The sequence below is a fragment of the Alphaproteobacteria bacterium genome (assembly GCA_037146715.1).
Lineage (GTDB): Bacteria > Pseudomonadota > Alphaproteobacteria > UBA7879 > UBA5542 > JBAWWO01.
Genome location: JBAWWO010000008.1, coordinates 14,225 through 38,090, shown reverse-complemented (window position 1 = coordinate 38,090; position 23,866 = coordinate 14,225). Strand labels below are relative to the sequence as shown.

General features: G+C 45.1%; 16 protein-coding genes. 10 read left to right on the top strand and 6 right to left on the bottom strand.

Annotation, left to right across the window (positions count from 1 at the left end; genetic code table 11):
- Nucleotides 1-24: 24 nt before the first annotated feature.
- From pssA to WCG05_03685, 4 genes are read right to left on the bottom strand one after another with little or no spacing between them, the layout of a single operon-like run.
- Nucleotides 25-804 carry a CDP-diacylglycerol--serine O-phosphatidyltransferase gene (pssA, locus tag WCG05_03700; protein ID MEI8321097.1) on the bottom strand — a complete coding sequence of 260 codons (780 nt, stop codon included), beginning with the start codon at nt 802-804 and terminating at the stop codon, nt 25-27.
- Complete coding sequence (locus tag WCG05_03695; GenBank protein MEI8321096.1) at nt 804-1,490, bottom strand: phosphatidylserine decarboxylase; 687 nt, start codon at nt 1,488-1,490, stop codon at nt 804-806. The genes pssA and WCG05_03695 overlap by 1 nt, the downstream gene beginning before the upstream one ends.
- Before the next feature lie 54 nt (nt 1,491-1,544).
- Nucleotides 1,545-2,459: a site-specific tyrosine recombinase XerD gene (xerD, locus tag WCG05_03690; protein MEI8321095.1), complete on the bottom strand. Its 915-nt coding sequence runs from the start codon at nt 2,457-2,459 to the stop codon at nt 1,545-1,547.
- 3 nt (nt 2,460-2,462) lie between these two features.
- Nucleotides 2,463-3,461 carry a divergent polysaccharide deacetylase family protein gene (locus tag WCG05_03685; protein MEI8321094.1) on the bottom strand — a complete coding sequence of 333 codons (999 nt, stop codon included), beginning with the start codon at nt 3,459-3,461 and terminating at the stop codon, nt 2,463-2,465.
- Between the two features lie 88 nt (nt 3,462-3,549).
- Between WCG05_03685 and WCG05_03680 the strand changes: the two genes are divergently transcribed.
- The 6 genes from WCG05_03680 (at nt 3,550) to WCG05_03655 (ending at nt 15,361) form a co-directional block, all read left to right on the top strand.
- On the top strand, nt 3,550-5,076 hold the full coding sequence (locus WCG05_03680; GenBank protein ID MEI8321093.1) for a serine hydrolase domain-containing protein: 1,527 nt from the start codon (nt 3,550-3,552) through the stop codon (nt 5,074-5,076).
- A gap of 259 nt (nt 5,077-5,335) precedes the next feature.
- Nucleotides 5,336-5,842: a 50S ribosomal protein L10 gene (rplJ, locus tag WCG05_03675; protein ID MEI8321092.1), complete on the top strand. Its 507-nt coding sequence runs from the start codon at nt 5,336-5,338 to the stop codon at nt 5,840-5,842.
- A gap of 17 nt (nt 5,843-5,859) precedes the next feature.
- A complete protein-coding gene (gene rplL, locus WCG05_03670; protein ID MEI8321091.1) occupies nt 5,860-6,231 on the top strand; it encodes a 50S ribosomal protein L7/L12 in 372 nt (123 codons plus the stop codon).
- A gap of 148 nt (nt 6,232-6,379) precedes the next feature.
- Nucleotides 6,380-10,549, top strand: a complete 4,170-nt coding sequence (rpoB, locus tag WCG05_03665) for a DNA-directed RNA polymerase subunit beta (protein MEI8321090.1) — start codon at nt 6,380-6,382, stop codon at nt 10,547-10,549.
- A gap of 21 nt (nt 10,550-10,570) precedes the next feature.
- Complete coding sequence (gene rpoC / locus WCG05_03660) at nt 10,571-14,710, top strand: DNA-directed RNA polymerase subunit beta' (protein MEI8321089.1); 4,140 nt, start codon at nt 10,571-10,573, stop codon at nt 14,708-14,710.
- 255 nt (nt 14,711-14,965) lie between these two features.
- Nucleotides 14,966-15,361, top strand: a complete 396-nt coding sequence (locus WCG05_03655; protein MEI8321088.1) for a hypothetical protein — start codon at nt 14,966-14,968, stop codon at nt 15,359-15,361.
- A gap of 69 nt (nt 15,362-15,430) precedes the next feature.
- On the opposite strand, the gene WCG05_03650 is transcribed toward WCG05_03655, so the two are convergent.
- Together WCG05_03650 and WCG05_03645 are read right to left on the bottom strand one after the other, a co-directional pair.
- Entirely contained in the window at nt 15,431-15,592 is a 162-nt protein-coding gene (locus WCG05_03650; protein MEI8321087.1) for a hypothetical protein, read from the bottom strand.
- 55 nt (nt 15,593-15,647) lie between these two features.
- Nucleotides 15,648-16,310 (bottom strand): carbonic anhydrase, encoded by a 663-nt coding sequence (locus tag WCG05_03645; protein MEI8321086.1) that lies wholly within the window; start codon nt 16,308-16,310, stop codon nt 15,648-15,650.
- Between the two features lie 39 nt (nt 16,311-16,349).
- Here WCG05_03645 and rlmN point away from each other — a divergent pair, with 39 nt between their 5' ends.
- From rlmN to WCG05_03625, 4 genes are all read left to right on the top strand, one after another.
- Nucleotides 16,350-17,510: a 23S rRNA (adenine(2503)-C(2))-methyltransferase RlmN gene (rlmN, locus tag WCG05_03640; GenBank protein ID MEI8321085.1), complete on the top strand. Its 1,161-nt coding sequence runs from the start codon at nt 16,350-16,352 to the stop codon at nt 17,508-17,510.
- 110 nt (nt 17,511-17,620) lie between these two features.
- Nucleotides 17,621-18,709, top strand: a complete 1,089-nt coding sequence (locus WCG05_03635) for an anhydro-N-acetylmuramic acid kinase (GenBank protein MEI8321084.1) — start codon at nt 17,621-17,623, stop codon at nt 18,707-18,709.
- Nucleotides 18,710-18,975: 266 nt separating this feature from the next.
- A complete protein-coding gene (locus tag WCG05_03630) occupies nt 18,976-20,340 on the top strand; it encodes a hypothetical protein (protein MEI8321083.1) in 1,365 nt (454 codons plus the stop codon).
- Nucleotides 20,337-23,657, top strand: a complete 3,321-nt coding sequence (locus WCG05_03625; protein ID MEI8321082.1) for a hypothetical protein — start codon at nt 20,337-20,339, stop codon at nt 23,655-23,657. The genes WCG05_03630 and WCG05_03625 overlap by 4 nt, the downstream gene beginning before the upstream one ends.
- The last annotated feature ends 209 nt before the right edge of the window (nt 23,658-23,866 follow it).

Sequence of the window (23,866 nt, the reverse complement as noted above, 5' to 3'; positions counted from 1 at the left end):
TTTTAAAATAGCAAGAGAGCAAACTTAATTATTACTTGGCAAAGATTCCTGATTTTTCAATCGATAGCTAAAGGGAATGGACAGGATGTAAAGGAGGCTAATGATTGATAGGGTGGCCCATGGATAGGCCACTAACCCTGCGACAATAAAGGCGACTAGAATAAAAATGGGTAGAATCCACTTTTTTTGCACATGCCCTTGTTTGAAGGAAAACGTGGGAATACGACTAACCAGAAGGCTAGAAATCACCAAAAGCCATACGCCATAAAGGGCAGGACTTAGAACCCAGCCAGGTTCATGAAATTCAACAATGATGGGCAGTAAAGCCAAGAGTGCGCCAAAAGGAGCAGGAACGCCTGAAAAATATTTTGGCGAGGGGCTTTGATCAATAAGTGTGTTAAAGCGAGCCAAACGCAGGACCATACATATGCTGTACATAAGAACGATTGGCCACCCCAGGCGACCCAAGCCCTCTAGGGAATGAATGTAAATCACAAGACCAGGAACAATACCAAAGTTACAGAAATCAGCTAAAGAATCCAGCTCAGCCCCAAATTTGCTTGTGCTGTTCAGAAGTCTGGCTATACGACCATCCATGCCATCAAAAACCATGGCAATGAAAATCAAAACTAAAGATGTTTCCCATTTTCCCTTCAGCGCAAAATGAACAGCACTGAGCCCCGCGCATAATGCAGTTAGGGTTAAAATATTGGGAATAAATTTATGGAAAGGAAGAGCTTTTAAGGTTTTGCTTTGAATGGATTTGGTGGAAAGTTTTTTTATCTTTTTCTCACGAAAGACCATTATCTTATTTCCCCTATGCGTTCTTTTTCTTTAGAGAGCATATCAGCTAATACAGTTTCTCCAGCAACCATTTTCTGTCCTACGCATACAAGGGGAACAAGAGAATCTGGCAAATAAACATCAACCCGGCTACCGAATCGGATAAGCCCAAATCGTTCTCCCGCTTTGACTTCCTGGTTTTCAGTAACATCACAACGAATGCGTCGCGCAATAAGCCCAGCAATTTGAACAAATGCTATTTTGTGATCATCTTTTGTTGTGACAACCATCAGCTGGCGTTCGTTAAATTCACTGGCTTTGTCTAATGAAGCATTGAAAAATCTTCCCTTATAGTAGTGGATTTTTTCAATAACACCATCAACAGGAATACGATTAATATGAACATTAAAAACATTCATAAAAATGCTGACGCGCATATGCTTTTTTGTGCCTAGGCCTGCTTCTTTTGGCGGAATGACGGAAGCAATCATTTGCACCATGCCATCGGCGGGAGAAATAATCAGGCCATTCCGTAGGGGGGTCACCCGGTCAGGATTGCGGAAAAAATACAAACACCAGGCCGTTAGAAGAAAGCCAATCCCCCCAAGAAACGGAGTCAGATGCCATAATAACACGCTGACAAGCCCGAACAAAGTTGCAAAAACAAGACCCTCTTTATGGATGGGTAAAATAAACATTTTCATCATAATTACTCGATAATTTCAAAGTTAATATAGCCAAGTTATAAAGAAATGAAAAGACTATATCTTCTTCATATTTGCCAAAGGGTGGTGATTCAGGACTAATTCTTCCAATTTTTCCTTCATCACATGAGTGTAAATCTGGGTCGTTGAAATGTCGGTGTGTCCCAGCATGTTTTGGACGCTGACCAAGTCTGCCCCATGATTTAAAAGATGAGTAGCAAAGGCGTGACGCACCACATGGGGCGAAATTTTGGTCGGGTCTAACCCAGCGGTTGAAGCAAGCTCTTTCAGAAGCTGTCCCAGACGCTGGCGACTTAAATGACCCGATGTTCCATAAGACGGAAAAAGCCACTTGGAATAGGTGCCTGTTTTTAGAAATACTCCACGCACTTTCAAATAGGTGTTCAAGGCTGTGATGGCATACTTGTTTAGGGGGACCATGCGTTCTTTGCTGCCTTTTCCCATAACAATCAGCACTTCCCCATCTTGTGAAATAGAATCATGTTTTAAAGAAATAAGTTCAGAAACACGCAAACCAGTGGCGTATAAAATCTCAAGAAATGCAGCAAGCCTAAGCCCCTCTGGTGAATCATCCTTATAAGCAGTTCTCAGGAGGTTTGAAACATCTTGCTCAGACAAAATTTTCGGCAAGGGGCGCCCTAATTTGGGCAAATCAAGGGTTGAGGTTGGATCATCCGTTCGAATCTGTTCAGAGATTAAAAAACGAAAAAATTGTCGTAAGCTAGATAAACGACGGGCTACGCTAGAGGCCTTTAAGGAATTATCATAAAGGTGGGATAGATAATCCCGCAGATCTTGGGTTTGGATGGTTTCAAGGGATAGATTTTTTGCCTTTAGAAAAGCGCTGCAATCTTTTAGGTCTCGCCCATAGGATTCCAGGGTGTTGGGGCTGGCGCCCCGTTCCACCGAAAGCATTTCCAAAAAAGATTCCATATGAGAGATAGGGGGCATAATCTACTGAAAGCCAAGTTGATAGGGGGATATTTTTGATGGTGAAATAAGCGAGCCTTTGATGCATTCTTTTTGTCCAGCAAACAGAACGCTTATGGGAACAAAGGCAATCTTTTTCTGCTTTTTTATACGGCTAATCCATGTGGTGAGATTTTTAAGAATCGCAGGATTGGGGTTAATGCTAATCACTACAAAGTCTGTGGCTGAGAAGGTTTTTTCAATTTTTTGCAAAGCCTGGGAGGCCTGACGTGAAGAGCGCAAAAAGCTATCAATTTTCAGATAAGGTAGGGAATGAATGCTTGCTATTCCTTGGATGATAGGAGGCGCCTGAAGATTATCCAACAGGCAAGAGTTTTCTGCACTTAAGCGATTAAACGTCTTGTTGAGGGTGTCTTTGTCTTTCCATAAGGTGGTTCGCAAAGTGTTTGCATACCCCTTGATCTTTGGAGAAGATAGTTTTTTATTTAAAGATAGAACACCTAACAACTCCCACTCTTTTTTAGATGTTTTCTTTAAGATTTTGGGGGAGGGGTCTTTAACTACAAATGTTAGTGGAATTTGTATTTTTGAAAGCCAGTGCCAGCTTTTGTCAGAAATTTTTTCTGTATTTTGAATCACAATACTTATTTTTTTCTTCTTTTTAACAGCATGCCATTGTTGACAGGCTTTTTTCCAAGAAGGACTTAAAGGTTTCGGGGTTTTGGGTCTCTTTTCAATTGTTTCTTGAATCTTGAAAATTTCTGTCAGATCCGAGAAATCTTGGATTTGATCCAACAAACTTTCTTCCTCCTGTTCCTCGGGGTTTTCAAGGGGCAGAGTTTCTGGCTCTATAACGCTCAATTGAGGCAGAGATTTGGGAATTATTTTGATGGGGGTGGGGGTAGGATTCATCCAGAAATAAATACCCGTTCCTGCACATAAGCACCCAAAGGCAATAAAGAAAAATACGGCAGACAGTTTATTGTTCTTTCGAAATAGTTTTTGCTTAAAGAATGGTTTCATGAGCGTATTAAGACATGCTCAGCGAAAACTTTCAAGCCCGGATTGACAGGGTGTGCGCAGTTAGTGGATAGTTGTTACGGAGGACTATATGTTTAAAACTATATTGCAAAAACTTTTTTCGTCTGCTTCTGAGGAAATTGAGACCAGAAGTACCTACAAAAAGCCTGAGTTTATAGATAAAAATAGACTGAAAAAGGTTCAAACCCTTTTTCCAAAAATTGACAGGCTTTATGAAAATTATGCGAAAAAATATCATGTTGTTGGCCATTCCTATGCCATCCTGTTAGACGGCAAACTAGTGCATACCCACTGTGGGGGGTACGCAAACTTAGAACAAAAAACTTCTGTCACGTCTCAAACCGTTTTTCGGGTTGCTTCAATTACCAAAAGCTTTACAGCTATGGCTATTTTACAGTTAAAAGAGCAGGGCAAGCTAAATATGGACGACCCGGTTCATCTGTATTTGCCAGAAATAAAAGGTCAGAAATTAACGCAAGACGCTGCGGAAATCACTATTCGTGATTTGATGGTGCATGGGGCAGGGTTTCCAGAAGATAATGCCTGGGGGGACCGCAAACTGCATATCACATCAGATGAACTGATCGCCATGATCAAACAGGGCATTAATTTTTCCACGGTTACGGGCGCGGCCTATGAGTATTCAAATCTTGGTTATGGTATTCTAGGCTATATTATCGGCAAGATTTCTGGCATGTCGTGTCAGGACTATATTGCTAAGACTATTTTTCGGCCCCTAGATATGCAACAGGCCGCCTGGGAATATACGAATGTGCCTTCAGAGAACTTGGCCCATGGATATAAGTGGGCTGATGGTAACTGGCAAGAAGAGGGGCTGTTGCATGATGGAGCTTTTGCTTCTATGGGGGGTATGCTTGCGTCTATTGAGGATCTGAGTAAATATGTGGGCTTTCATCAGAATGCATGGCCGGCACGAGATGATGGGGATCAAGGACCTGTTAGTCGCGGCACGGTTCGGTCTATGCATGAACCCCGGATTATTGGGGATTTCAGCGGCAAGTACAAATTCTTGGAAGGGGATGCCCTTGAGTTTGTGAGTGGATATGGTTATGGACTGTTCTGGGGTAAAGACACTGAGGGCAGGGTTTATGTTTATCACAGTGGCGGATTGCCAGGATTTGGATGTAATTGGCTTATGCTGCCCCATCAGGGTTTGGCTGTTGCGTTTCTTGGGAATTCAACCTATGTTCCCGCTTTTGATATGAATATGCAGGCGTTGCATATGATTATTAAGCAGGCGAAATTAGAGCCAAGAATGTTACCCGTTTCCTCTGTTTTGTTAGAACGTCAAAAGCAACTTTTGGACTTGCTCCCCGATTGGGATGGGGCCGTTACAAGCGGAGTTTTTGCTTCTAATTTTTTTCTAGACAACAACCTGGAGGATCTGCGCAAAAAGACCCAAGAGCTATTTGCCAAGATTGGGAAAATTACAGACGAGGGGGAAATAGTCCCCCAAAATCAGTTGCGGGGATATTTTGTGGTCAAGGGGCGAAAAGGGTCTTTAAAAATCAATTTCACTCTGGCGCCTGATAGAGGGGCGTTGATTCAAAGCTTTTCTGTCGACGTGCAGAGATAAGATTGTTTTCAAGAATTTGAAAATATATAAGCTCATATGATATGATCTTATATATTGTTAAAAAAAAGCTTGCCTTTCGGAAAAAGGTTTTATATAACGTCCTAACTAGCACGGCTAGTGATGTCAAAGACTGCAGGTGCGCTTTCGGGCGCTTAATGGCGAAAAGCCTGCAATAGACAGGAAATTCTTTGGGTGTTTCACCTTATATTCCTCCTGTTATTTTTGGCGTCTTATGTTGCAATTGCAATGAGGATGATTGATGAATCGTACAGAAAAAACCGAATTTGTTGGTTCTTTAAGTGACCAGTTGAAGGCAGCCACTCTGGTGGTCGTAACTCAACAGTCTGGTCTTACCGTTGAAGAATCGACTGATCTTCGGATTAAAATGCGGGAAGCGGATGCGTCTTTTCGTGTTGTTAAAAACAGTTTAGCGCGGATCGCCGTTAAGGACGTGGGTTTGGATTCTGTAGGTGCTTATTTAAAAGGCCCTACAGCTTTAGCGTTTTCCAAAAGCCCCGTTGATGCCGCAAGAGTTGCCGTCAAATATGCTGAAAATAATGATAAACTTATTATTATCGCAGGCATGTTGGAAGGCAAGTTTTTGGACGCACATTCAATCAAAGCTTTGGCTAAATTGCCATCTTTGGCTGAGTTGCGCGCTAAAATTTTAGGTGTCATTATGGCTCCTGCAACGAAGTTGGCTTGTACTATTAAAGAACCAGGTTCACAAGTTGCGCGAGTCATTGCGTCTTACAGTAAACAATAACCACAGGAGAATAGAAAATGTCATTAAATACTATTGTTGAATCTTTATCAAAATTGTCTGTTTTAGAAGCTGCAGAACTTGTGAAGCTTTTAGAAGAGAAGTGGGGTGTGTCTGCGGCGGCTCCCGTTGCTGTAGCTGCAGCTGCTGGCGGCGCTGCTGCTGAAGCTCCTGCTGAAAAGACAGAATTCACTGTTGTTTTGAAAGCGGCTGGTCCTAACAAGATCAACGTGATTAAAGAAGTTCGCACAATTACAGCTTTGGGCTTAAAAGAAGCCAAGGATCTTGTTGAAGCTGCACCAGCTAACGTAAAAGAAGGTGTGTCTAAGGAAGATGCTGGAAAATTCAAGAAAATGCTAGAGGATGCCGGCGCAACTGTTGAGTTGGCATAAAATTGTATTTTTTTCTTGTGTGTGTCAGTAATTTGCTGTACAAGGCATAAATATCGAAAAAGCGCGTCATGAATTTGGCGTGCTTTTTCGCATCTTTAATTTTGGGGGCAATGTACCCTTTATATATTATTCAAAAGAGGCATAGGTAATGACTAAATCTGCTGTACGACGTATCCGTAAAAGTTTTGGTAAAATAACTGAAGTTGCTCCCATACCAAATCTAATTGAAGTTCAAAAGAAATCCTACGAAGGGTTTTTGCAGTTTGATGTGCCCCATGCACAAAGGACAGATTCTGGCCTTCAGGGTGTTTTTAAGTCTGTATTTCCAATTAAGGACTTCGCCGGACGTTGTGAATTAGAATACGTAAAGTATGATTTTGATGCTCCTAAATATGATATTGATGAATGTCGTCAACGGGGACTGACCTATGCGGTTCCTTTGCGGGTGACTCTTCGTTTGGTTGTGTGGGATTTAGACGACGAAACAGGCGCTAAATCTATTCGTGACATTAAAGAACAAGATGTCTACATGGGTGAAATGCCTTTGATGACAGAGGATGGTACTTTCATCATTAACGGTACTGAGCGTGTTATTGTTTCTCAGATGCATCGGTCTCCCGGTGTGTTCTTTGATCATGATGAAGGCAAGGGCCATGTTTCTGGCAAACTTTTGTTTGCGGCGCGGGTAATTCCTTATCGCGGATCTTGGATGGATATCGAATTTGATTCCAAGGACCTTTTGTACGTGCGTATTGATCGCAGACGTAAAATGCTAGCTACAACCTTGTTGATGGCATTAGACAGTAAAGTTACTGAACAAAACAGAAAAGCGGCTGAGGCCAAGGGTGAAAACCTACCGTTGAATGAAGTTCACGGAATGTCTCGAGAAGAAATTCTTTCAAGCTTTTATGAAATTGTAACTTATTCTCGCCATAAAAAAGAATGGAAAGTTCCTTTGAACTTACGACTTTTGAAGGGATTGCGTATTACAAAAGATTTGTTGGATGCAAAAACTGGGGAAGTGATTTTGGCCGAAGGGACCAAAATGACGCCTCGTCAGCTGAAGCTTTTAGAAGAAAAGGGCGACAGAGAAATTGCCATGGATGCGGACTATTTGGTAGGGCGCTATGTGGCCAGCAATATTATTGACCCAGAAACGGGCGAAGTTTTGTTGGAAGCAGGGGATGAAATCACCCTTGCCATCTATAACAAAATTGATAAACTTTCTATTAAATCTATTCCGACTCTATTGATTGATCATGTTAATGTTGGGCCTTATATTCGCAATACCCTGGCCGCAGATAAAAACAAAAGTCGTTCTGAAGCGTTGGTTGATATTTACAGAATTTTGCGCCCCGGTGAACCGCCAACCCTTGAAGGGGCTGATGCGTTGTTCAAAGGCCTATTCTTTGATGCAGACAAGTACGATTTATCGGCTGTTGGTCGTGTCAAAATGAATGCACGACTAGGGTTTGCTGTGGATGAAAATCCTCGCGTTTTGCAAAAAGAAGACATTTTTCAGATGGTTCGCATTTTGGTGGACTTGAAAGATGGGCGTGGCGAGATTGACGATATTGACCATTTGGGTAACCGGCGTGTTCGTTCCGTTGGGGAGCTTTTGGAAAATCAATATCGGTTGGGCTTGTTGCGTATGGAACGGTCCGTTCGGGAGCGTATGAGTGCTGTTGAAATAGACTCTGTCATGCCTCATGACTTGATCAACTCAAAGCCTGCTTCTGTGACTGTTCGGGAATTCTTTATGTCTTCTCAGCTGTCTCAGTTTATGGATCAAACAAACCCCCTTTCAGAAATTACGCACAAGCGTCGTTTGTCTGCCTTGGGGCCAGGCGGTTTGAGCCGTGATCGTGCAACTTTTGAAGTGCGTGATGTGCATCCAACCCATTATGGGCGGATTTGTCCAATTGAAACGCCAGAAGGTCAAAATATTGGGTTGATTAACTCACTTGCGACTTATGCGCGCATTAATAAGTATGGTTTCATTGAAACGCCATATCGCAAAGTTGTTAAAGGTAAGGTAACGGATGAGATTTTCTATCTTTCTGCTATCGACGAAGGGCGCTACACAATTGCTCAAGCGGATACAGATTTGGATAGAAACGGTGAATTTATTCATGAATTCGTAAGCTGTCGTTCAAAGGGTGAGTTTATTACCGCCCCTTCCCAAAGCGTTGATTACATTGACGTATCACCTAAGCAGTTAGTTTCCGTTGCTGCTTCCTTGATTCCTTTCTTGGAAAATGATGACGCGAACCGTGCTTTGATGGGATCAAACATGCAACGACAAGCGGTTCCTTTGTTAAGGACAGAGGCGCCTCTTATCGGAACAGGTATGGAAACAAACGTTGCTAAGGACTCAGGCGTTGTGGTTGTGGCCCAAAGAACGGGGGTTGTTGATCAGGTGGACGCCCAACGTATTGTGGTAAAGGTGACGGATCCTGCAGCTATTAAAGAAAGCGGCGTAGATATTTACACTTTGCAAAAATTCCAAAGATCTAACCAAAACACTTGTATCAACCAAAGGCCGCTCGTTCGTGTTGGAGATTTGGTTCAAGCAGGTGACGTGATCGCTGATGGGCCTTCTACCGACAAGGGAGAATTGGCTTTGGGGCGCAACATTTTGGTTGCCTTCATGTCTTGGAACGGTTTGACTTTTGAAGACTCCATCATGATCTCTGAGCGTATTGTTCAGGATGACGTGTTCACATCTATTCACATTGAGGAATTTGAAGTGATGGCTCGTGATACGAAGCTTGGCGCTGAAGAAATCACGCGGGACATTCCAAATCTTGGGGAAGAATCTCTGCGTCATTTGGACGAAACAGGTATCGTGTACGTAGGTGCTGAAGTTAACCCAGGTGATATTCTTGTTGGAAAGGTAACACCTAAGGGTGAAACGCCTTCAACACCAGAAGAAAAACTTCTAAGGGCGATTTTTGGTGAAAAAGCTTCTGATGTTCGGGATAGTTCTTTAAGACTTCCTCCAGGGGTTCAAGGGACCATTGTGGACGTACGAGTTTTCTCTCGTCGTGGTATTGAAAAAGACGAACGTTCTTTGGCCATTGAAAATGCCGAAATCAATCGTTTGGCCAAGGACAGAGATTCTGAAAAATCTATTTTGGAACGCAGTTTCTATAATAGACTTAAGGAGCTTTTGATTGACCAAAAGGTTGTAAAGGGGCCAAAAGGCACAAAAATTGGTGCAAAAATTACAGCAGAACATCTCGCTGAGTTTACAAAGGGCCAATGGCGCCATTTCGTGATTGCTGATGAAGATTTGATGGAAACAATTGAGTCTATCAGCCGTCAATTTGACGCAGCTATGAAATCAATCAATGATCGCTTTGAAAACAAGGCTGAAAAAATCAGGCGCGGCGACGAAATGTTGCCCGGCGTTTTGAAGACAGTCAAGGTATTCGTTGCTGTGAAAAGAAAGCTGCAACCGGGCGATAAAATGGCCGGACGTCATGGAAACAAGGGTGTGATCTCGTGCATTACGCCTATTGAAGATATGCCGTACCTGGAAGATGGTACGCCTATTGATATCGTGCTGAATCCTTTGGGTATTCCGTCTCGTATGAACGTAGGACAAATTCTAGAAACCCATTTGGGTTGGGCTGCTGCTGGTTTAGGGCGTCAGGTTAACGAAATGGTTGAAAGCATTCGTCAAGGGGACTCTAAAAAGGGCGATATCAGAAAAACTCTGAATGCCATTTACCAAGATGATGAATCGAAGGTTGTTGTGAAGGACTTATCTGATGACCAGTTGTTTGCTCTTGCGTCAGAAATTGGCGTGGGTGTTCCCATGGCAACCCCTGTGTTTGACGGGGCAACTGTTCAGGATGTGGCAGAACAGTTGGAACAAGCAGGCTTGCATACATCAGGCCAGGTTCAATTATATGATGGACAAACGGGTGAGAAGTTTGATCGTAAGATCACCGTTGGGTACATGTATATGTTGAAACTGGATCACTTGGTGGATGACAAGATTCACGCGCGTTCCATCGGGCCGTACAGCTTGGTAACTCAGCAACCTTTGGGCGGAAAGGCTCAATTTGGTGGTCAACGTTTCGGAGAAATGGAAGTCTGGGCTCTACAAGCCTATGGTGCTGCCTATACTCTGCAAGAAATGCTGACTGTGAAGTCTGACGATGTGGCTGGCCGTACGAAGGCTTATGAATCCATCATTCGTGGAGACAATACCTTTGAATCAGGTATTCCAGAATCCTTCAACGTTTTGATTAAAGAAGTCAAATCGCTGGGGTTGAATATGGAACTTTGCGAAGAAGAAATTGCGTAACGATAGTTTTGGGAGAAAGAAATGACACGTGAACTACAGAAACTTTTTAGTCCAGTTCCTAGTCCAAATAGTTTTGGAGAAATCAAAATCTCTATTGCAAGTCCAGAACGCATCAAGTCCTGGTCTTTTGGGGAAGTAAAGAAACCAGAAACCATCAACTATCGTACGTTTAAGCCAGAAAAAGATGGCTTGTTTTGCGCGAAAATTTTTGGTCCCATCAAGGATTATGAATGCTTATGCGGTAAATATAAACGCATGAAGTATCGTGGTGTGGTTTGTGAAAAGTGTGGTGTTGAAGTCACCCTTTCAAAAGTCCGTCGCGATCGTATGGGGCACATTGATTTGGCAGCGCCTGTTGCACATATTTGGTTCTTAAAATCTTTGCCTAGCCGTATCGGTATTTTGTTGGATATGTCTTTAAAAGATTTGGAAAAGATTCTGTATTTTGAGAGCTACATTGTTCTAGACCCAGTTTTGACACCTTTGAAAAAGTATTCTTTGCTTTCTGAAGAAGAATATCTGGATGCTCAAGACAAGTATGGGGAAGAAGCTTTCAAGGCCGACATTGGGGCTGAGGCTTTGTATGTTCTGCTTTCTACTCTGGATTTGCCAAAAGAAAAAGAAGATCTGCGTACAGAATTGAAGGAATCTTCTTCTGAAGCGCGGCGTAAGAAAATTGTAAAGCGCTTGAAAATTGTTGAAGCGTTTTTGCAGTCTGAAGCGCGTCCGGAATGGATGATTTTGAAAGTTCTGCCGGTTATTCCTCCCGAATTGCGTCCTTTGGTTCCATTGGATGGGGGCAGATTTGCGACCTCTGATCTGAATGACTTGTATCGCCGTGTAATCAACCGGAACAACCGTTTGAAGCGTCTGATTGAGTTAAAAGCACCAAGCATTATCATTCGCAATGAAAAAAGAATGCTGCAAGAATCTGTTGATGCTTTGTTTGATAACGGGCGTCGTGGACGTGTGATTGTCGGTGCGAACAAACGACCTTTGAAATCTTTGTCAGATATGCTGAAAGGAAAACAGGGGCGTTTCCGTCAAAACCTTTTGGGTAAACGTGTGGATTACTCAGGTCGTTCTGTGATCGTTGTTGGGCCTTCTTTAAGGTTACACCAATGTGGATTGCCAAAGAAAATGGCCTTAGAGCTTTTCAAACCCTTCATTTATTCTAAGTTAGAAAAGTACGGTATTGCGCCAACGGTTAAGGCCGCTAAGCGGATGGTGGAAAAAGAGCGTCCTGAAGTTTGGGATATTCTGGAAGAAGTGATTCGTGAACATCCTGTTCTTTTGAACCGTGCGCCAACGCTCCACCGTTTGGGTATTCAGGCGTTTGAGCCTGTTCTAGTTGAAGGAAAAGCTATTCAGTTGCATCCGCTGGTTTGTACTGCTTTTAACGCGGACTTCGACGGAGACCAAATGGCCGTACATGTGCCTCTTTCTTTGGAAGCACAGTTAGAATCACGGGTTTTGATGATGTCTACAAACAACATTCTAAGCCCTGCGAATGGTCGCCCTATCATTGTTCCCACAAAGGACAGCGTTTTGGGTCTCTATTACCTAACTATTGAACGGGAAAATATGAAAGGGCAGGGCATGATTTTTGCATCAGTTGCAGAAATCGAACGCGCCTTAGATGACGGCATTGTAGAATTGCATGCTAAGATTAAGTCTCGGTATGAAGGCGTTGATGCAAATGGAGCCCCCAGGGTTTCTATTGTTCAAACAACACCGGGGCGTATGCTTTTGTCTGAACTTTTCCCACGGCATGCTTCTTTAGATTTTAGTTTGATCAACAAGCTGATTACATCTAAGGAAATTTCAGGGCTTCTGGACATTATTTATCGTCATTGTGGACCAAAAGAGACTGTTGTGTTCGCTGACCGGGTGATGAAACTTGGGTTCCGTCGCTTGACTGTGTCAGGTATTTCTTTCGGTAAAGATGATCTGGTTGTTCCAGCTGCTAAGCAACGTTTGATTGATGAAACTCGTCAAAAAGTTGAAGAGTATGAACAACAGTATTTGGATGGCTTGATTACTCAAGGGGAAAAATACAACAAGGTTGTGGACGCGTGGTCACAATGTGGTGATTTCGTTGCTCAAGAAATGATGAAGGAAATCGCTGCCGTGAAAGAAGGCGAGCCGATTAACTCAATCTATATGATGGCGCACTCTGGTGCCCGTGGATCCCCAGCACAGATGAAACAGTTGGCGGGTATGCGTGGATTGATGGCAAAACCATCAGGGGAAATTATCGAAACGCCTATTATCTCTAACTTTAAAGAAGGCCTATCGGTTCTTGAGTACTTTAACTCAACCCACGGTGCCCGTAAGGGATTGTCAGATACAGCGTTGAAGACGGCAAACTCAGGATACCTGACTCGTCGGTTGGTTGACGTTGCTCAAGATTGTGTGACAACGGAAGAAGACTGTGGAACAACCCATGGCGTGTGCGTTCGTCCTATTTTGGATGGTGGTACAGTTGTGGTTCCTTTATGGGATCGTGTTCTGGGCAGGTCTAGTCTTCACGATGTTTTGGACCCAGTTTCTGGGGACATTATCGTAGGCGCTTCACAAATGATCAATGAAGATGAATTGGATAGATTGTCAAAAACAACAATTGATTCTATTTTCGTTCGCTCTCCTTTGACTTGTCAGGCGAAAGGTGGGGGTTGTTCAACATGTTATGGGCGTGACCTAGCTAGAGGAACAAGGGTTAACCAAGGGGAAGCTGTGGGTGTTATCGCAGCCCAGTCTATTGGTGAACCTGGAACCCAGCTTACCATGCGTACCTTCCACATTGGAGGGGCTGCTCAGGGTGCCGCTGAAGAATCAAGCATGGATGCACCTTCTGCCGGTAAATTGTTCTTGAAAAACAAGAATGTTATCAAAACAGCTGAAGGCCATTACGTTGTGATGGGGCGTCATGTAGAACTGGCCATTTTGGATGACCAAGGTCGTCAGAAAATGAGTCGTCGTTTGGTTTATGGGGCTAAGTTGCTGGCTGAAGATGGCAAAATGGTTAAACAAGGTCAACGTCTTGCTGAATGGGACCCATACACAACCCCTGTTCTGACAGAATGTGAAGGTACTGTTCATTATGTGGACTTGATTGATGGCGCGTCCGTTCGTGAAGTCTTTGATGATGAAACAGGTATCTCCAGCCGCGTGGTTGTTGACTGGCGCCAAAACTCAAAGAATGCTTTGCTGAAACCACGGATGGTGATTCGTGATAAGGAAGGAAATCCTTTGACCTTATCTAATGGACTGGAAGCGCGATATTTCTTGCCCGTTGACGCTATTTTGAACATTGAAAATGGTAAAACTGTTAAGGCAGGTGAAGTGATTGCCCGTATTCCACGTGAATCTTCAAAAACACGGGATATCACCGGGGGATTGCCGCGCGTTATCGAATTGTTCGAAGCTCGCATTCCCAAGGATTTTGCGATCATTTGTGAGTGTTCAGGTCGCGTTGAATTTGGAAAAGACTACAAATCCAAACGTCGTCTCGTGATTATTCCCGATGATGCGGAAGTTCAACCCATTGAATATTTGATTCCTAAGGGCCGTCACGTTTGCGTGCACGAAGGAGATTACGTTCAAAAGGGAGACCTGTTGATTGATGGTAAGCTTGTTCCCCATGACGTTCTACGTATTTTGGGTGTGGAAGCTCTGGCCGAATATCTTGTGGCGGAAGTTCAAGAAATCTACCGTTTGCAAGGGGTGAAGATTGACGATAAACATATCGAAATCATTATTCGGCAAATGCTGCAGAAAGTAGAAATTGTGGATGCAGGCGATACAACCTTTATGGTCGGCGAAGAAGTTAACCAAGAAGAACTTATCTTGGAAAACATGAGCGTTGAAAAAGAAAATGGTCGTATTGCTGTGGGTCGCCCAATCTTACAGGGAATCACAAAAGCTTCCTTGCAGACAAGCTCATTTATGTCAGCAGCTTCTTTCCAAGAAACAACGCGTGTCTTGACTGAGGCCGCGGTTTCTGGACGGTCAGATTACTTGACGGGCCTGAAAGAAAACGTAATCGTGGGACGGTTGGTTCCAGCGGGTACAGGTGCTGCCTTGCGTAAACTTAAGCAAGTGGCCTACGAAAAAGATATGGCTCAACTAGAGAAAGAAACAGCGGTAGCTGCTTCCTAATCAGCTGAAACGTTAAAAACCCCCTTTCTCTTAAATTGAGCAAGGGGGTTTTTTTACAAACAGCTAAAATCAATAGTCTTTTTTGATGCGCAAAAGATGGATTCTTGCCCTCTGCGGGTCGGTATAGCTAAACTCGGATAAACGAGTGGACGCCTGTTGATGCTCTGGGGCTTGAGCCGAGAGTCTATAACTAAATATAAAAAAAGACCCCTCCCTCTTGATTTAGGGCAGGGGTTTTCTTACATTAATGGGGATATGAAAATACAGACGTTGATTGCTTTTTTATTCTTTTCAATCGGACAAAGTGCGAGTGCTCATGGTTGGGATGCAGACCTGGCAGATGTCACAGTCATTTTACAGAGTCGTGGATACCAGGCAGATGAATGGTTTCTTGATGGGCTTTGGGAAGGGGGATTGCAAACAATTGCACAGATTCGGGAAGCCCCTGATGATCTTATTTTTAAATTGGTGTCACCCCCTGCTTACAGAACGCGACTTCCTGTAAATCTATTTCAGTCTGTATTGGACTTTTTTCAAAGAGGCAGAAAGTTGCCAACATATGCAGAATCAGAGATAGAGCACACTTTTTGGCTTCAAGTAAGGGCTAGAGAAACATCAGAAGAGCAATGTACCTATTATTTTATTCGGTAGGACTTTGTGAGACTATGTGCCCTCGGGTTAAGCCCGAGGGACGGGGTCTTAAGGTGAAGTATTCAGAAATTACTGTTCGTCTTGACTTGCGTCGCAAGGGTCAATTTCCCAAGTACCATCAGATGCAGTCTTGCCTGCATAAGCCGTGGGGCTGTAGAGTTTGTATTCCTCAGCCATTGCCAAATTTGTTAGAAATAGTCCTAAAACTGCTAAAAAGATAAATTTTTTCATTAGTATGTCCTCCATTCCCCTTAACATATAATGTTTGATTCAAAAAGGAAAGTGTTTAGTTCAAAATTTTAAAGACATCTACGTTCTCTTCAGCCACGGGAAAGGTCTTGGGGGTGAATGCAGCCACATCACCTGTGGCAATGTTAAATTGCCAGGCATGCAAGGTGAGCTGATTGTTTTCAACCTTTTCTTTGATCCAGGGAAAGGTCATCAGGTTGTTCAATGAATGAATCAAGGAATATTGCCCACACAAGCTAACTTGTTGTTGATGGGAAAGATTTTTCCTGTTCTGCTTTGTGTGCATATGGGCCCAATTGGCCAAATTCATCCACTGAGAAATAAAACTGCGTTTCTTTATTTGACAATCTTGCTCGGTCAAAAGGTGATGAATACCCTCGCATTGGGTGTGGCCAAAGACGATGATGTGCTGAATGCCCAGGGTGCCTATACCAAATTCTAAGGCTGCACTGGTGCCATGGTATCCATTATCCTGTTCATAGGGGGGGACCAAGTTGGCCACATTGCGAATAACAAATAAATCCCCTGGTTCGCACTTGGTTACAATTACCGGGTCTACCCGAGAGTCAGAGCAAGAAATGACCAGAGCCTTTGGCTTTTGCCCCTGTGATAAAGTCTCAAATAGAGGATGATGATTATCAAAATAATGTAACTTGAATTCCTTACAACCCTTAATGAGATCGTTAATTGCTTTCGGCATAAAAATTACCTTTAGTTAATTCCAGTATAATATGTATACGTGTTTGGTGAAAAATGTAAATTAATTTTTGCCAGAAGACTGAAAACCATTGAAACCTTTGAAGTGCAGGCCTATATAAAAGAGATGACAACAGAAAAACATTCTTTAATTGGGTTATCCTTAGAAGATATGACCTCTTGGGCCTTAAGTGTGGGATTGCGACCTTTTCGGGCACAACAGATTTATCATTGGGTTTATGGGCTGGGCGTGCGGTCTTTTGACCAGATGAAAAATTTGCCCAAAAATGTTCAAGAAACCTTGGCTGAAACTTTTCATTTAGACCGATTGGACTTAAATACAGCGCAGACCTCAGTAGATGGCACGCAAAAATGGTTGCTTTCTTTGAAAGATGGGCAAGAGATAGAAACAGTTCATATTCCTGAACGTACACGGGGGACCTTGTGTATTTCATCCCAGGTGGGTTGTACTCTAACCTGTAAGTTTTGCCATACGGGGACACAGCTTCTTGTCAGAAATCTGACGGCTGCTGAGCTATTGGGCCAAATGTTTATGGCCCGCGATGTTTTTGGAGAATGGCCTGCGCCCCAGGAGAACCGACATGTTTCCAATATTGTGCTGATGGGGATGGGGGAGCCCCTGTATAATTACGAGAATGTCAAAAAAGCCCTGGCTATTGCTATGGACCCTGCCGGGTTCAATATGCCTAAACGATCAATTACTTTGTCAACTTCAGGGGTTGTCCCATTTATTGAACAGTGTGGAAAAGAGTTGGGTGTTAATCTGGCGATTTCCCTGCACGCCGTGACAAATGAACTGCGGAACCGGATTATGCCGATTAATAGGAAATACTCTCTGGAAGAGCTGATGGCCGCCTGCCAAGCCTATCCTGGTACCAGCAAGTCTAATCGGATTACTTTTGAATATGTGATGCTGAAAGGTGTAAATGATTCTTTGGCGGATGCTCGTGGCTTAGTAAAGTTGCTGAAAAATATTCATGCAAAAATTAACCTTATTCCCTTTAACTCTTGGCCGGAAGCTCCTTATGAATGTTCCGACTGGCAGACTATTGAGAAGTTTGCCGCGGTGTTAGAGGAGGCAGGATATGCGTCCCCCATCCGTAAAACCAGAGGAGAAGATATTTTGGCGGCCTGTGGCCAGTTAAAGTCGTTGAGTATGAGACAAAAGAAAAGCAAACTCTAGGCTAGCCCCACAAATCAGCACCTGCTTCGCGACATGGAGTAATGTATTGATTTTTCTTGTATTTTTTCGTTTCCAGAATTAATGTGAGAGAAAGATAACAAAGGTACTGCATGAACGCACAATGGGTTGTAGGAATGATGAGTGGCACGTCACTGGATGGCATTGACGTGGCTGCGATTAAGACAGATGGTCTTTCTGTGTTTGAGATAGGGCCGGCTAAGTTGTACCCCTATGACATAGAATTTGTTGAAGAAATCCGCCGAATTTTGGGCTCTCACGAGGAAACGCCCTACATAAAAGAACTTGAAAAAAAGCTGACGGTTTTGCATGCTGAGGCCTATGAAAATTTTCTAAAAACATTCAATATTCCTCGGGCAGAAATTAAATTAATTGGCTTTCACGGTCATACGATTTTGCATGAATCCCCCAAGAAATTTCCAAAGGGTCGCACTTGGCAACTGGGAGATGGTGCCTTGTTAAGTGAAATGACCAAGACTCCCGTTGTGTGGGACATGCGGCAAAATGATGTGCAGCATGGGGGAGAGGGGGCGCCTTTAGTGCCTGTATATCATCAGGCGCTGCTTCGGAATTTTCAGAAACCTGTGGCTGTTTTGAATGTGGGGGGTGTTGCCAATATTACCTGGATATCGGATGATGATTTGGTGGCTTTTGATACGGGGCCGGGTAATGCCCTGATTAACGATTGGGTGTGGAAAAAACTGCAGATTCCTTATGACGTTGGGGGTGCTATAGCTGCAAAAGGCAAATGTGATCAGAAGGTGTTAGAGCACTTTGGTCGCAATCCCTATTTTGCCATTAAGCCCCCAAAATCTTTGGATAGGAATGAGTTTAGTTTAGAGGTTGTTGAGCATTTGTCTGTGGAAGATGGGGCGGCAACCTTGACAGAAATGACGGTTTTAGGGGTTTTTAAGGCCCTACAGTTTCTGCCAGAGACTCCAAAGGTTTGGTACATATCGGGGGGAGGGCGCCACAATAAAACTCTGTGTCAGCGCTTAGAGCACTATTTGAAGCCGGCCTGTGTAGACTCTATTGATATTTTGAATACAGATGGAGACTTTGTTGAGGCTCAAGCTTTTGCCTTTTTAGCCATGAGATCTGTTAAAGGATTGCCCCTGAGCTTCCCCCATACGACGGGGGTGGCTGTGCCTTTAGCGGGTGGAATGTATAAGTTCAAATAGAAGTGAGACTTCGCGAAGAGCCCAAAGAATAAAACTTAGATAAAATGAGTATGTCTTCCAGTGATTCCCTCGGGCTTGGCCCGAGGGTCTGTAGGGTTCTACTGTATTCTCGTTAGGTTGATCAGCGTCGCAAGTAAGGCGTAGGTCCTTTAATCCCGGGAAAGAAATGGGGAGAGGAAGAATCAAGGTTTTCATCCTTATAAGGACTCTTGCATTTTTCGTAAAAACCTTTGATACTGTTGATATAACTATATAAACGAGGGGGAATGCGGCGTCGGTTTCTATTGAGTAAAATTCTGTTCAAACAAGATGCGGTTTCGCTTGTCCGTCCATGGCTTTTTCTGTCTGTAATTTCTGCATTTTTCATTCTTTTTTTATACCCATCTTTAGGGAATGCCATGATTGGTCCTCAAAGTAATCCTTTTGCAGCCTCTGGCCCCCAAGGGAGTGGAGGTCCCCAAGATTTTTCGAATCCTTTTGTTGCTCCTGGCCCACAGGGTGGGGGAGGAGGACCTCAAGACCCATCCAATCCCTTCGCGGGACCATCTCCTCAGCAAGGCGTTCAAGACCAGGCCCTCCCCCCGCCACCTCAAGGGAATGTGGATTTCAATATAGATTACGTGGTTGTCAAAAAGCATCGGATTCCAACACAGGAAATTTTTGCCAACGAAATTTGTATCTTTATTGCGGCATTGGCTCGTCGGGAAGATTTAGGCAAAGTGCCGCCGCATTCTATTAAAAATCTTAAACTGTTTTTAACCCATATTTACAGATCAACCAATAATTCGGCTCTGCAAAATCGCATTAAAGATGCCATAAAATTTATTGCAAAATCTGAAAAGAAAAAATTTGATATCGAGACGGTGATCATTGACAAAAAACATTACCCTACGGTTGAATTTTTGGCAGATCAACTTTGTATTCTTATTTCTGTCTTGGCTAGGCAGAATGAATTAGATCAGGTTAACCAAAAGGCTTTAACACGCACGATGTTTTACCTGACCAACTTGTTACCTATTACGCAAAAAGACTTACTAAAAAAACGAATAATGGCCGTGCAGAATTATATTGGCGCAGAACTTTCTAAGAATGGAATCCAGACAGATTCTTCGGGTAAAGTGATTGACCCAATGGCTAATCCTATGGGGAGTTCGGGTGTTTTGCCGTTGATTTCTCCTTTCCCAATCAGGGGGGCTGGGGCACCTCCAAAGGCGGATGAGCAGAAAAGATTGGCTCGTCTTGCAGGGTTGGTTAGTCACAATCTGATGGATCCTTCTAAATTATCACCGGCTGATCAAGCGTCTATTGGTCAGATTATGGGAAGTGGAAGTCCTTTGACTGGAGGTTTCAATCCATTCCCGAGCGCAGGCAGCGGAGGCGGACCTCAGGGGCCAGGCGCTCCCCCACCTCCAGAAGAACTCCAGAATTTTGGGCCACCCCCGCCGACTCAAGGGTCGAATAATTCTAATAACTCTCCCTCTCAGGGAAATTCTGCAAATTTTGGTCCGCCCCCTTCAAGCCAAAATTTTAGTGAACCCACGCCGGGATATGGGCCCGCAGGTCAAAGTTTGACCAGTCAAATGCCTATGGATTATGGGGTGCCACCACCACCATCAGGAGGTGCGCGATGATTTTGCTGAGATTATTGCTCTTATCTTTTCTTGCCTTGGTTTCTTTTTCTACAGTATTTGCGACAGAGGCGGAACCGGCAGCAGCTCCCGCACCGGCCGCTGCTCCACCGGCCGCAGAAGGGGCCTCACCGGCTGCTACTCCTGCACCAGCAGCAAAACCCACGGCAGATGGATATGGGGCGGAAACGGAGGGAGCTCCTGCAAAAACGCCGGCGGCATGTTCTTGCCCTGCAGCAGAACCAGCTGCAGCCGCAGCTGCGCCAGCTCCCTTAACGCCTAAACAGCAAGAAGCGCAAGATGCGCAAGATGCAGCTGATAAAAATGTGGCGGCAGCGAATCAGCAGGTGGCTGATGCAACTGCTCAGAAAGCAGCAGCTGATGCAAAGGTTGCAGCGCTCCAAGCGGCCAATCCACAGGATCCTGCAGCTATTGCAGCTGCTCAGGAAGAGCAGGCAAAAGCGGCGCAAGCTGTCACAGATGCTCAGGCAGCGCAAACAACGGCTCAGACTCAGGCAGCAGCAGCGCAGCAGGCGGTCGCGCAAGCGGCGACCAATAAAGCAGCCTTAGATACGGCGAATGCCAATGTAGCATCGACCCAAGCGGCGTCCTCTGAGGCCAATGCCGATCAGGCAGCAGCGCAAGCGAAATTAACGGCTTTGCAAAATCAGCAGCCACCAGCTAGCCCTGAACAAATAGCGGCAGCTCAAGCTGATTTAGCAACTAAAACACAGGCGGCGCAACAGGCCCAGGCGGCAGCACAAGCGGCGCAAGCGGCTCAATCAACAGCTTTACAAAGTACGGAAACCCCCGCGGCGACCAATGCGCGTTTGGCGGCTCAAGCAAATCAGCAGGCGGCAGCGGCTCAAACCGCTGCAACTCAAGCAGCAGCGCAAAATACGGTAGCGCAACAAAATTTGGCGAATGCGCAACAGCAAATGGCCACAGCTCAAGCTAGTGGGGACCCAGCCCAAATTGCAGCAGCGCAGGCTAATTTGACAACGGCGCAAGCCCAGGCCACTGCTGCTCAGCAAAACGCAACGCAAACAGCTTCAGCAGCAGCTCAGGCTGCTCAGGCGGCGAATTTGGCTCAAACGGCTACTGAAACGCCCGCACAAACCCTAGCGCGGCAGCAGGCGCAAGCTCAGGCAACGCTTGCTCAGGCTACAGCATCTCAACAAACAGCTCAGAATAATTTACAGCAAACACAAACCGCACAAACGACAGCGGCAGCAAATTTGGCAGCGGCTCAAGCGGCGAATCCCCCTGATCCAACAGCTGTATCCCAAGCCCAAGTGCAGCTGGACCAGGCAAACGCCAACGTAAGCACAGCCCAGCAGGCAGCGCAGACAGCCCAAACGAGTCAAGCTGCTGCTCAAGCGTCCGTTGATGCTTCTCAGCAGCAAACGCAAAGCCCTGCTGATGCGGCTGCAGCCCAAACCCAGGCGGCAAATAGTCAGGTTTCCACTCTTCAAACGCAACAGGCGTCTCAACAAGCTGCTTTGGCCCAAACGAACAGCCAACTGGCGGCAGCCCAAACCAACGGAGATCCCGCAGCAGAGGCAGCAGCCACAACACAACAGGCGGCACAAACTCAACAGCTTGCAGATACCCAAAGCCAGCTGGCCACGGCAACCCAAACACAAGCAGATGCACAAAATACTTTACAAGGTGCCCAGGCGAATCAAGCAGCTTTGGCCACAAGTCAGGCGGCTTTAACTTCAGCACAGCAGGCGAATACGGCTGCCCAAACCCAGCGGACAAATGCCCAAACGGCCTTTGATATGGCAACCAAAGGCATGACTCCAGATCAAATTGCTGCTAGCACAGATCCTTCGGTAGTGGCGGCACGGGAAAATCTTATCAAAGCCAAGGCCGGGGCTGAAGCGACGCAAAGTAGCCTTGATTCGGCTCAAAGCACCTATGATGCGGCCTATGAACAAACCTTAAATCCCTATCAGCTGGCGGTGTATCAGGAAAAAGAGGCGACAGCAAAACAGTCTGAAGTGAGCAAGGAGCTTAGCGATAATGACAAGCAAATTGTGCTTTGCCAAAAATCCAAGGATTCCAAATGTCTTTCTGAGGCTTTAGAGAAGAAAGAAGACCTAGAAAAGCAACAAACTCTTGCCGTTCAAGAAGGTCAAGACGCGAACACTAAGTTACTGGCGTTAGAAAGTGGTGCAGCGTCTTCGGAAGAGAAACCTTCTGATTTAGAAATGCAGTCTAGGCCGGAAGGAACGGTTAGTCTGTCTTCTACGGAAGAACCGGGGCAACAAGAGGCCCCTGCTCAGGAAGAGCAACCCCAGGATCAGCAACAGCAACAAGAGGAACAACAACAAGAGCAACCTCAGGATCAGCAGCAACAGGATCAGGGACCTCCACAAGATCAGGGGCAGCAACAGGATCAAGGGCCACCCCAGAATCAGGGTCCCAATCCCTTTGATCAAGGACAAGGCCAAGCAGGAAATCCTTTTACAGATCAAGGCACAGGAGCTAACCCTTTCGGTGCCCAGGGAGGGGCAGGAGGAAATCCCTTTGCAGGGCAGGGGGCAGGAGGAAATCCCTTTGCAGGGCAGGGGTCAGGAGGCAATCCTTTCGGCGGCCAAGGACCAGGAGCTAACCCATTTGGCGGACAGGGACCTGCGGGCAATCCATTCGGGACACCTGTAGGGCAAAACCCTTTTGGACAGGGGCCAGGGGGAAATCCTTTTGGCGGTGCTGGAGGACCAGGGGGCATCCCGGGACAGCAAGGGCCCGCGGATCCCTTTGCCGAGCAGCAATTTGAAACTTCTCAATCAGAGGAAGTTCCTGCGGCCAGTCCTTTATTTGTGGACCCCATTTTCTTTGTGAAGGATCCGGAGGAGCTTTCTCAGACAGCCAGTGAAAAAGGCCTGAAAAGAATCAGTGGGGATGCGAAAGCAGATCTAGAAGATGCCCGTGAGAAATTGAAAAAAGCTAAAGCTGATTTGGAAGAGGCCAGAAGGTCACAAGAGGAAAATGATATTGTGGATAAAGAAGCCAAGTATACTCTGGCTCAGCGTAATTACTATAAAGCCACGAATGATGCCAGCCAATTGGGGGATACAGTAGATTCAGATAGCGGCTGGTGGGATAACTATGGCCTTGATGAGAAAATAACCTCAACAGATGCGGAAGCTGGGGGCATTATGAGTTTAGAGTCTAAAGTTTCAGCAGATGTTTCGGACTTTGTTTACAAAGATGACCAAACTATGAACCCCCAGTACACTGAGAAATTCCCCCGAAAAGAATTGGTGATGGTTAATAAGAACCGCAGCCTAACGATGAAAGCCCGCACTTAAAACCTATCTTTTTGGGGAACTTCATCGCAAAACGGCGGGATCTGAGGCTTCTAATGTACGAAGATGTACATGTCGAAACCTTCGACCCTGGTTTCACGCGAATTGCCCGCAAAAATCCAGGTTTCTTAGGGGAGTTCCATCCCTTTCTGTCATCACGACGCCCCTGCGGGGCTCGTGATGACGGGAGCGGTAGGATTTTCACCACATTC

Bases quoted from the DNA above. Each gene is read 5' to 3' on its own strand.
- pssA (MEI8321097.1), bottom strand. From the start codon at position 804: ATGGTCTTTCGTGAGAAAAAGATAAAAAAACTTTCCACCAAATCCATT.
- WCG05_03695 (MEI8321096.1), bottom strand. From the start codon at position 1,490: ATGATGAAAATGTTTATTTTACCCATCCATAAAGAGGGTCTTGTTTTT.
- xerD (MEI8321095.1), bottom strand. From the start codon at position 2,459: ATGCCCCCTATCTCTCATATGGAATCTTTTTTGGAAATGCTTTCGGTG.
- WCG05_03685 (MEI8321094.1), bottom strand. From the start codon at position 3,461: ATGAAACCATTCTTTAAGCAAAAACTATTTCGAAAGAACAATAAACTG.
- WCG05_03680 (MEI8321093.1), top strand. From the start codon at position 3,550: ATGTTTAAAACTATATTGCAAAAACTTTTTTCGTCTGCTTCTGAGGAA.
- rplJ (MEI8321092.1), top strand. From the start codon at position 5,336: ATGAATCGTACAGAAAAAACCGAATTTGTTGGTTCTTTAAGTGACCAG.
- rplL (MEI8321091.1), top strand. From the start codon at position 5,860: ATGTCATTAAATACTATTGTTGAATCTTTATCAAAATTGTCTGTTTTA.
- rpoB (MEI8321090.1), top strand. From the start codon at position 6,380: ATGACTAAATCTGCTGTACGACGTATCCGTAAAAGTTTTGGTAAAATA.
- rpoC (MEI8321089.1), top strand. From the start codon at position 10,571: ATGACACGTGAACTACAGAAACTTTTTAGTCCAGTTCCTAGTCCAAAT.
- WCG05_03655 (MEI8321088.1), top strand. From the start codon at position 14,966: ATGAAAATACAGACGTTGATTGCTTTTTTATTCTTTTCAATCGGACAA.
- WCG05_03650 (MEI8321087.1), bottom strand. From the start codon at position 15,592: ATGAAAAAATTTATCTTTTTAGCAGTTTTAGGACTATTTCTAACAAAT.
- WCG05_03645 (MEI8321086.1), bottom strand. From the start codon at position 16,310: ATGCCGAAAGCAATTAACGATCTCATTAAGGGTTGTAAGGAATTCAAG.
- WCG05_03635 (MEI8321084.1), top strand. From the start codon at position 17,621: ATGAACGCACAATGGGTTGTAGGAATGATGAGTGGCACGTCACTGGAT.
- WCG05_03630 (MEI8321083.1), top strand. From the start codon at position 18,976: ATGCGGCGTCGGTTTCTATTGAGTAAAATTCTGTTCAAACAAGATGCG.
- WCG05_03625 (MEI8321082.1), top strand. From the start codon at position 20,337: ATGATTTTGCTGAGATTATTGCTCTTATCTTTTCTTGCCTTGGTTTCT.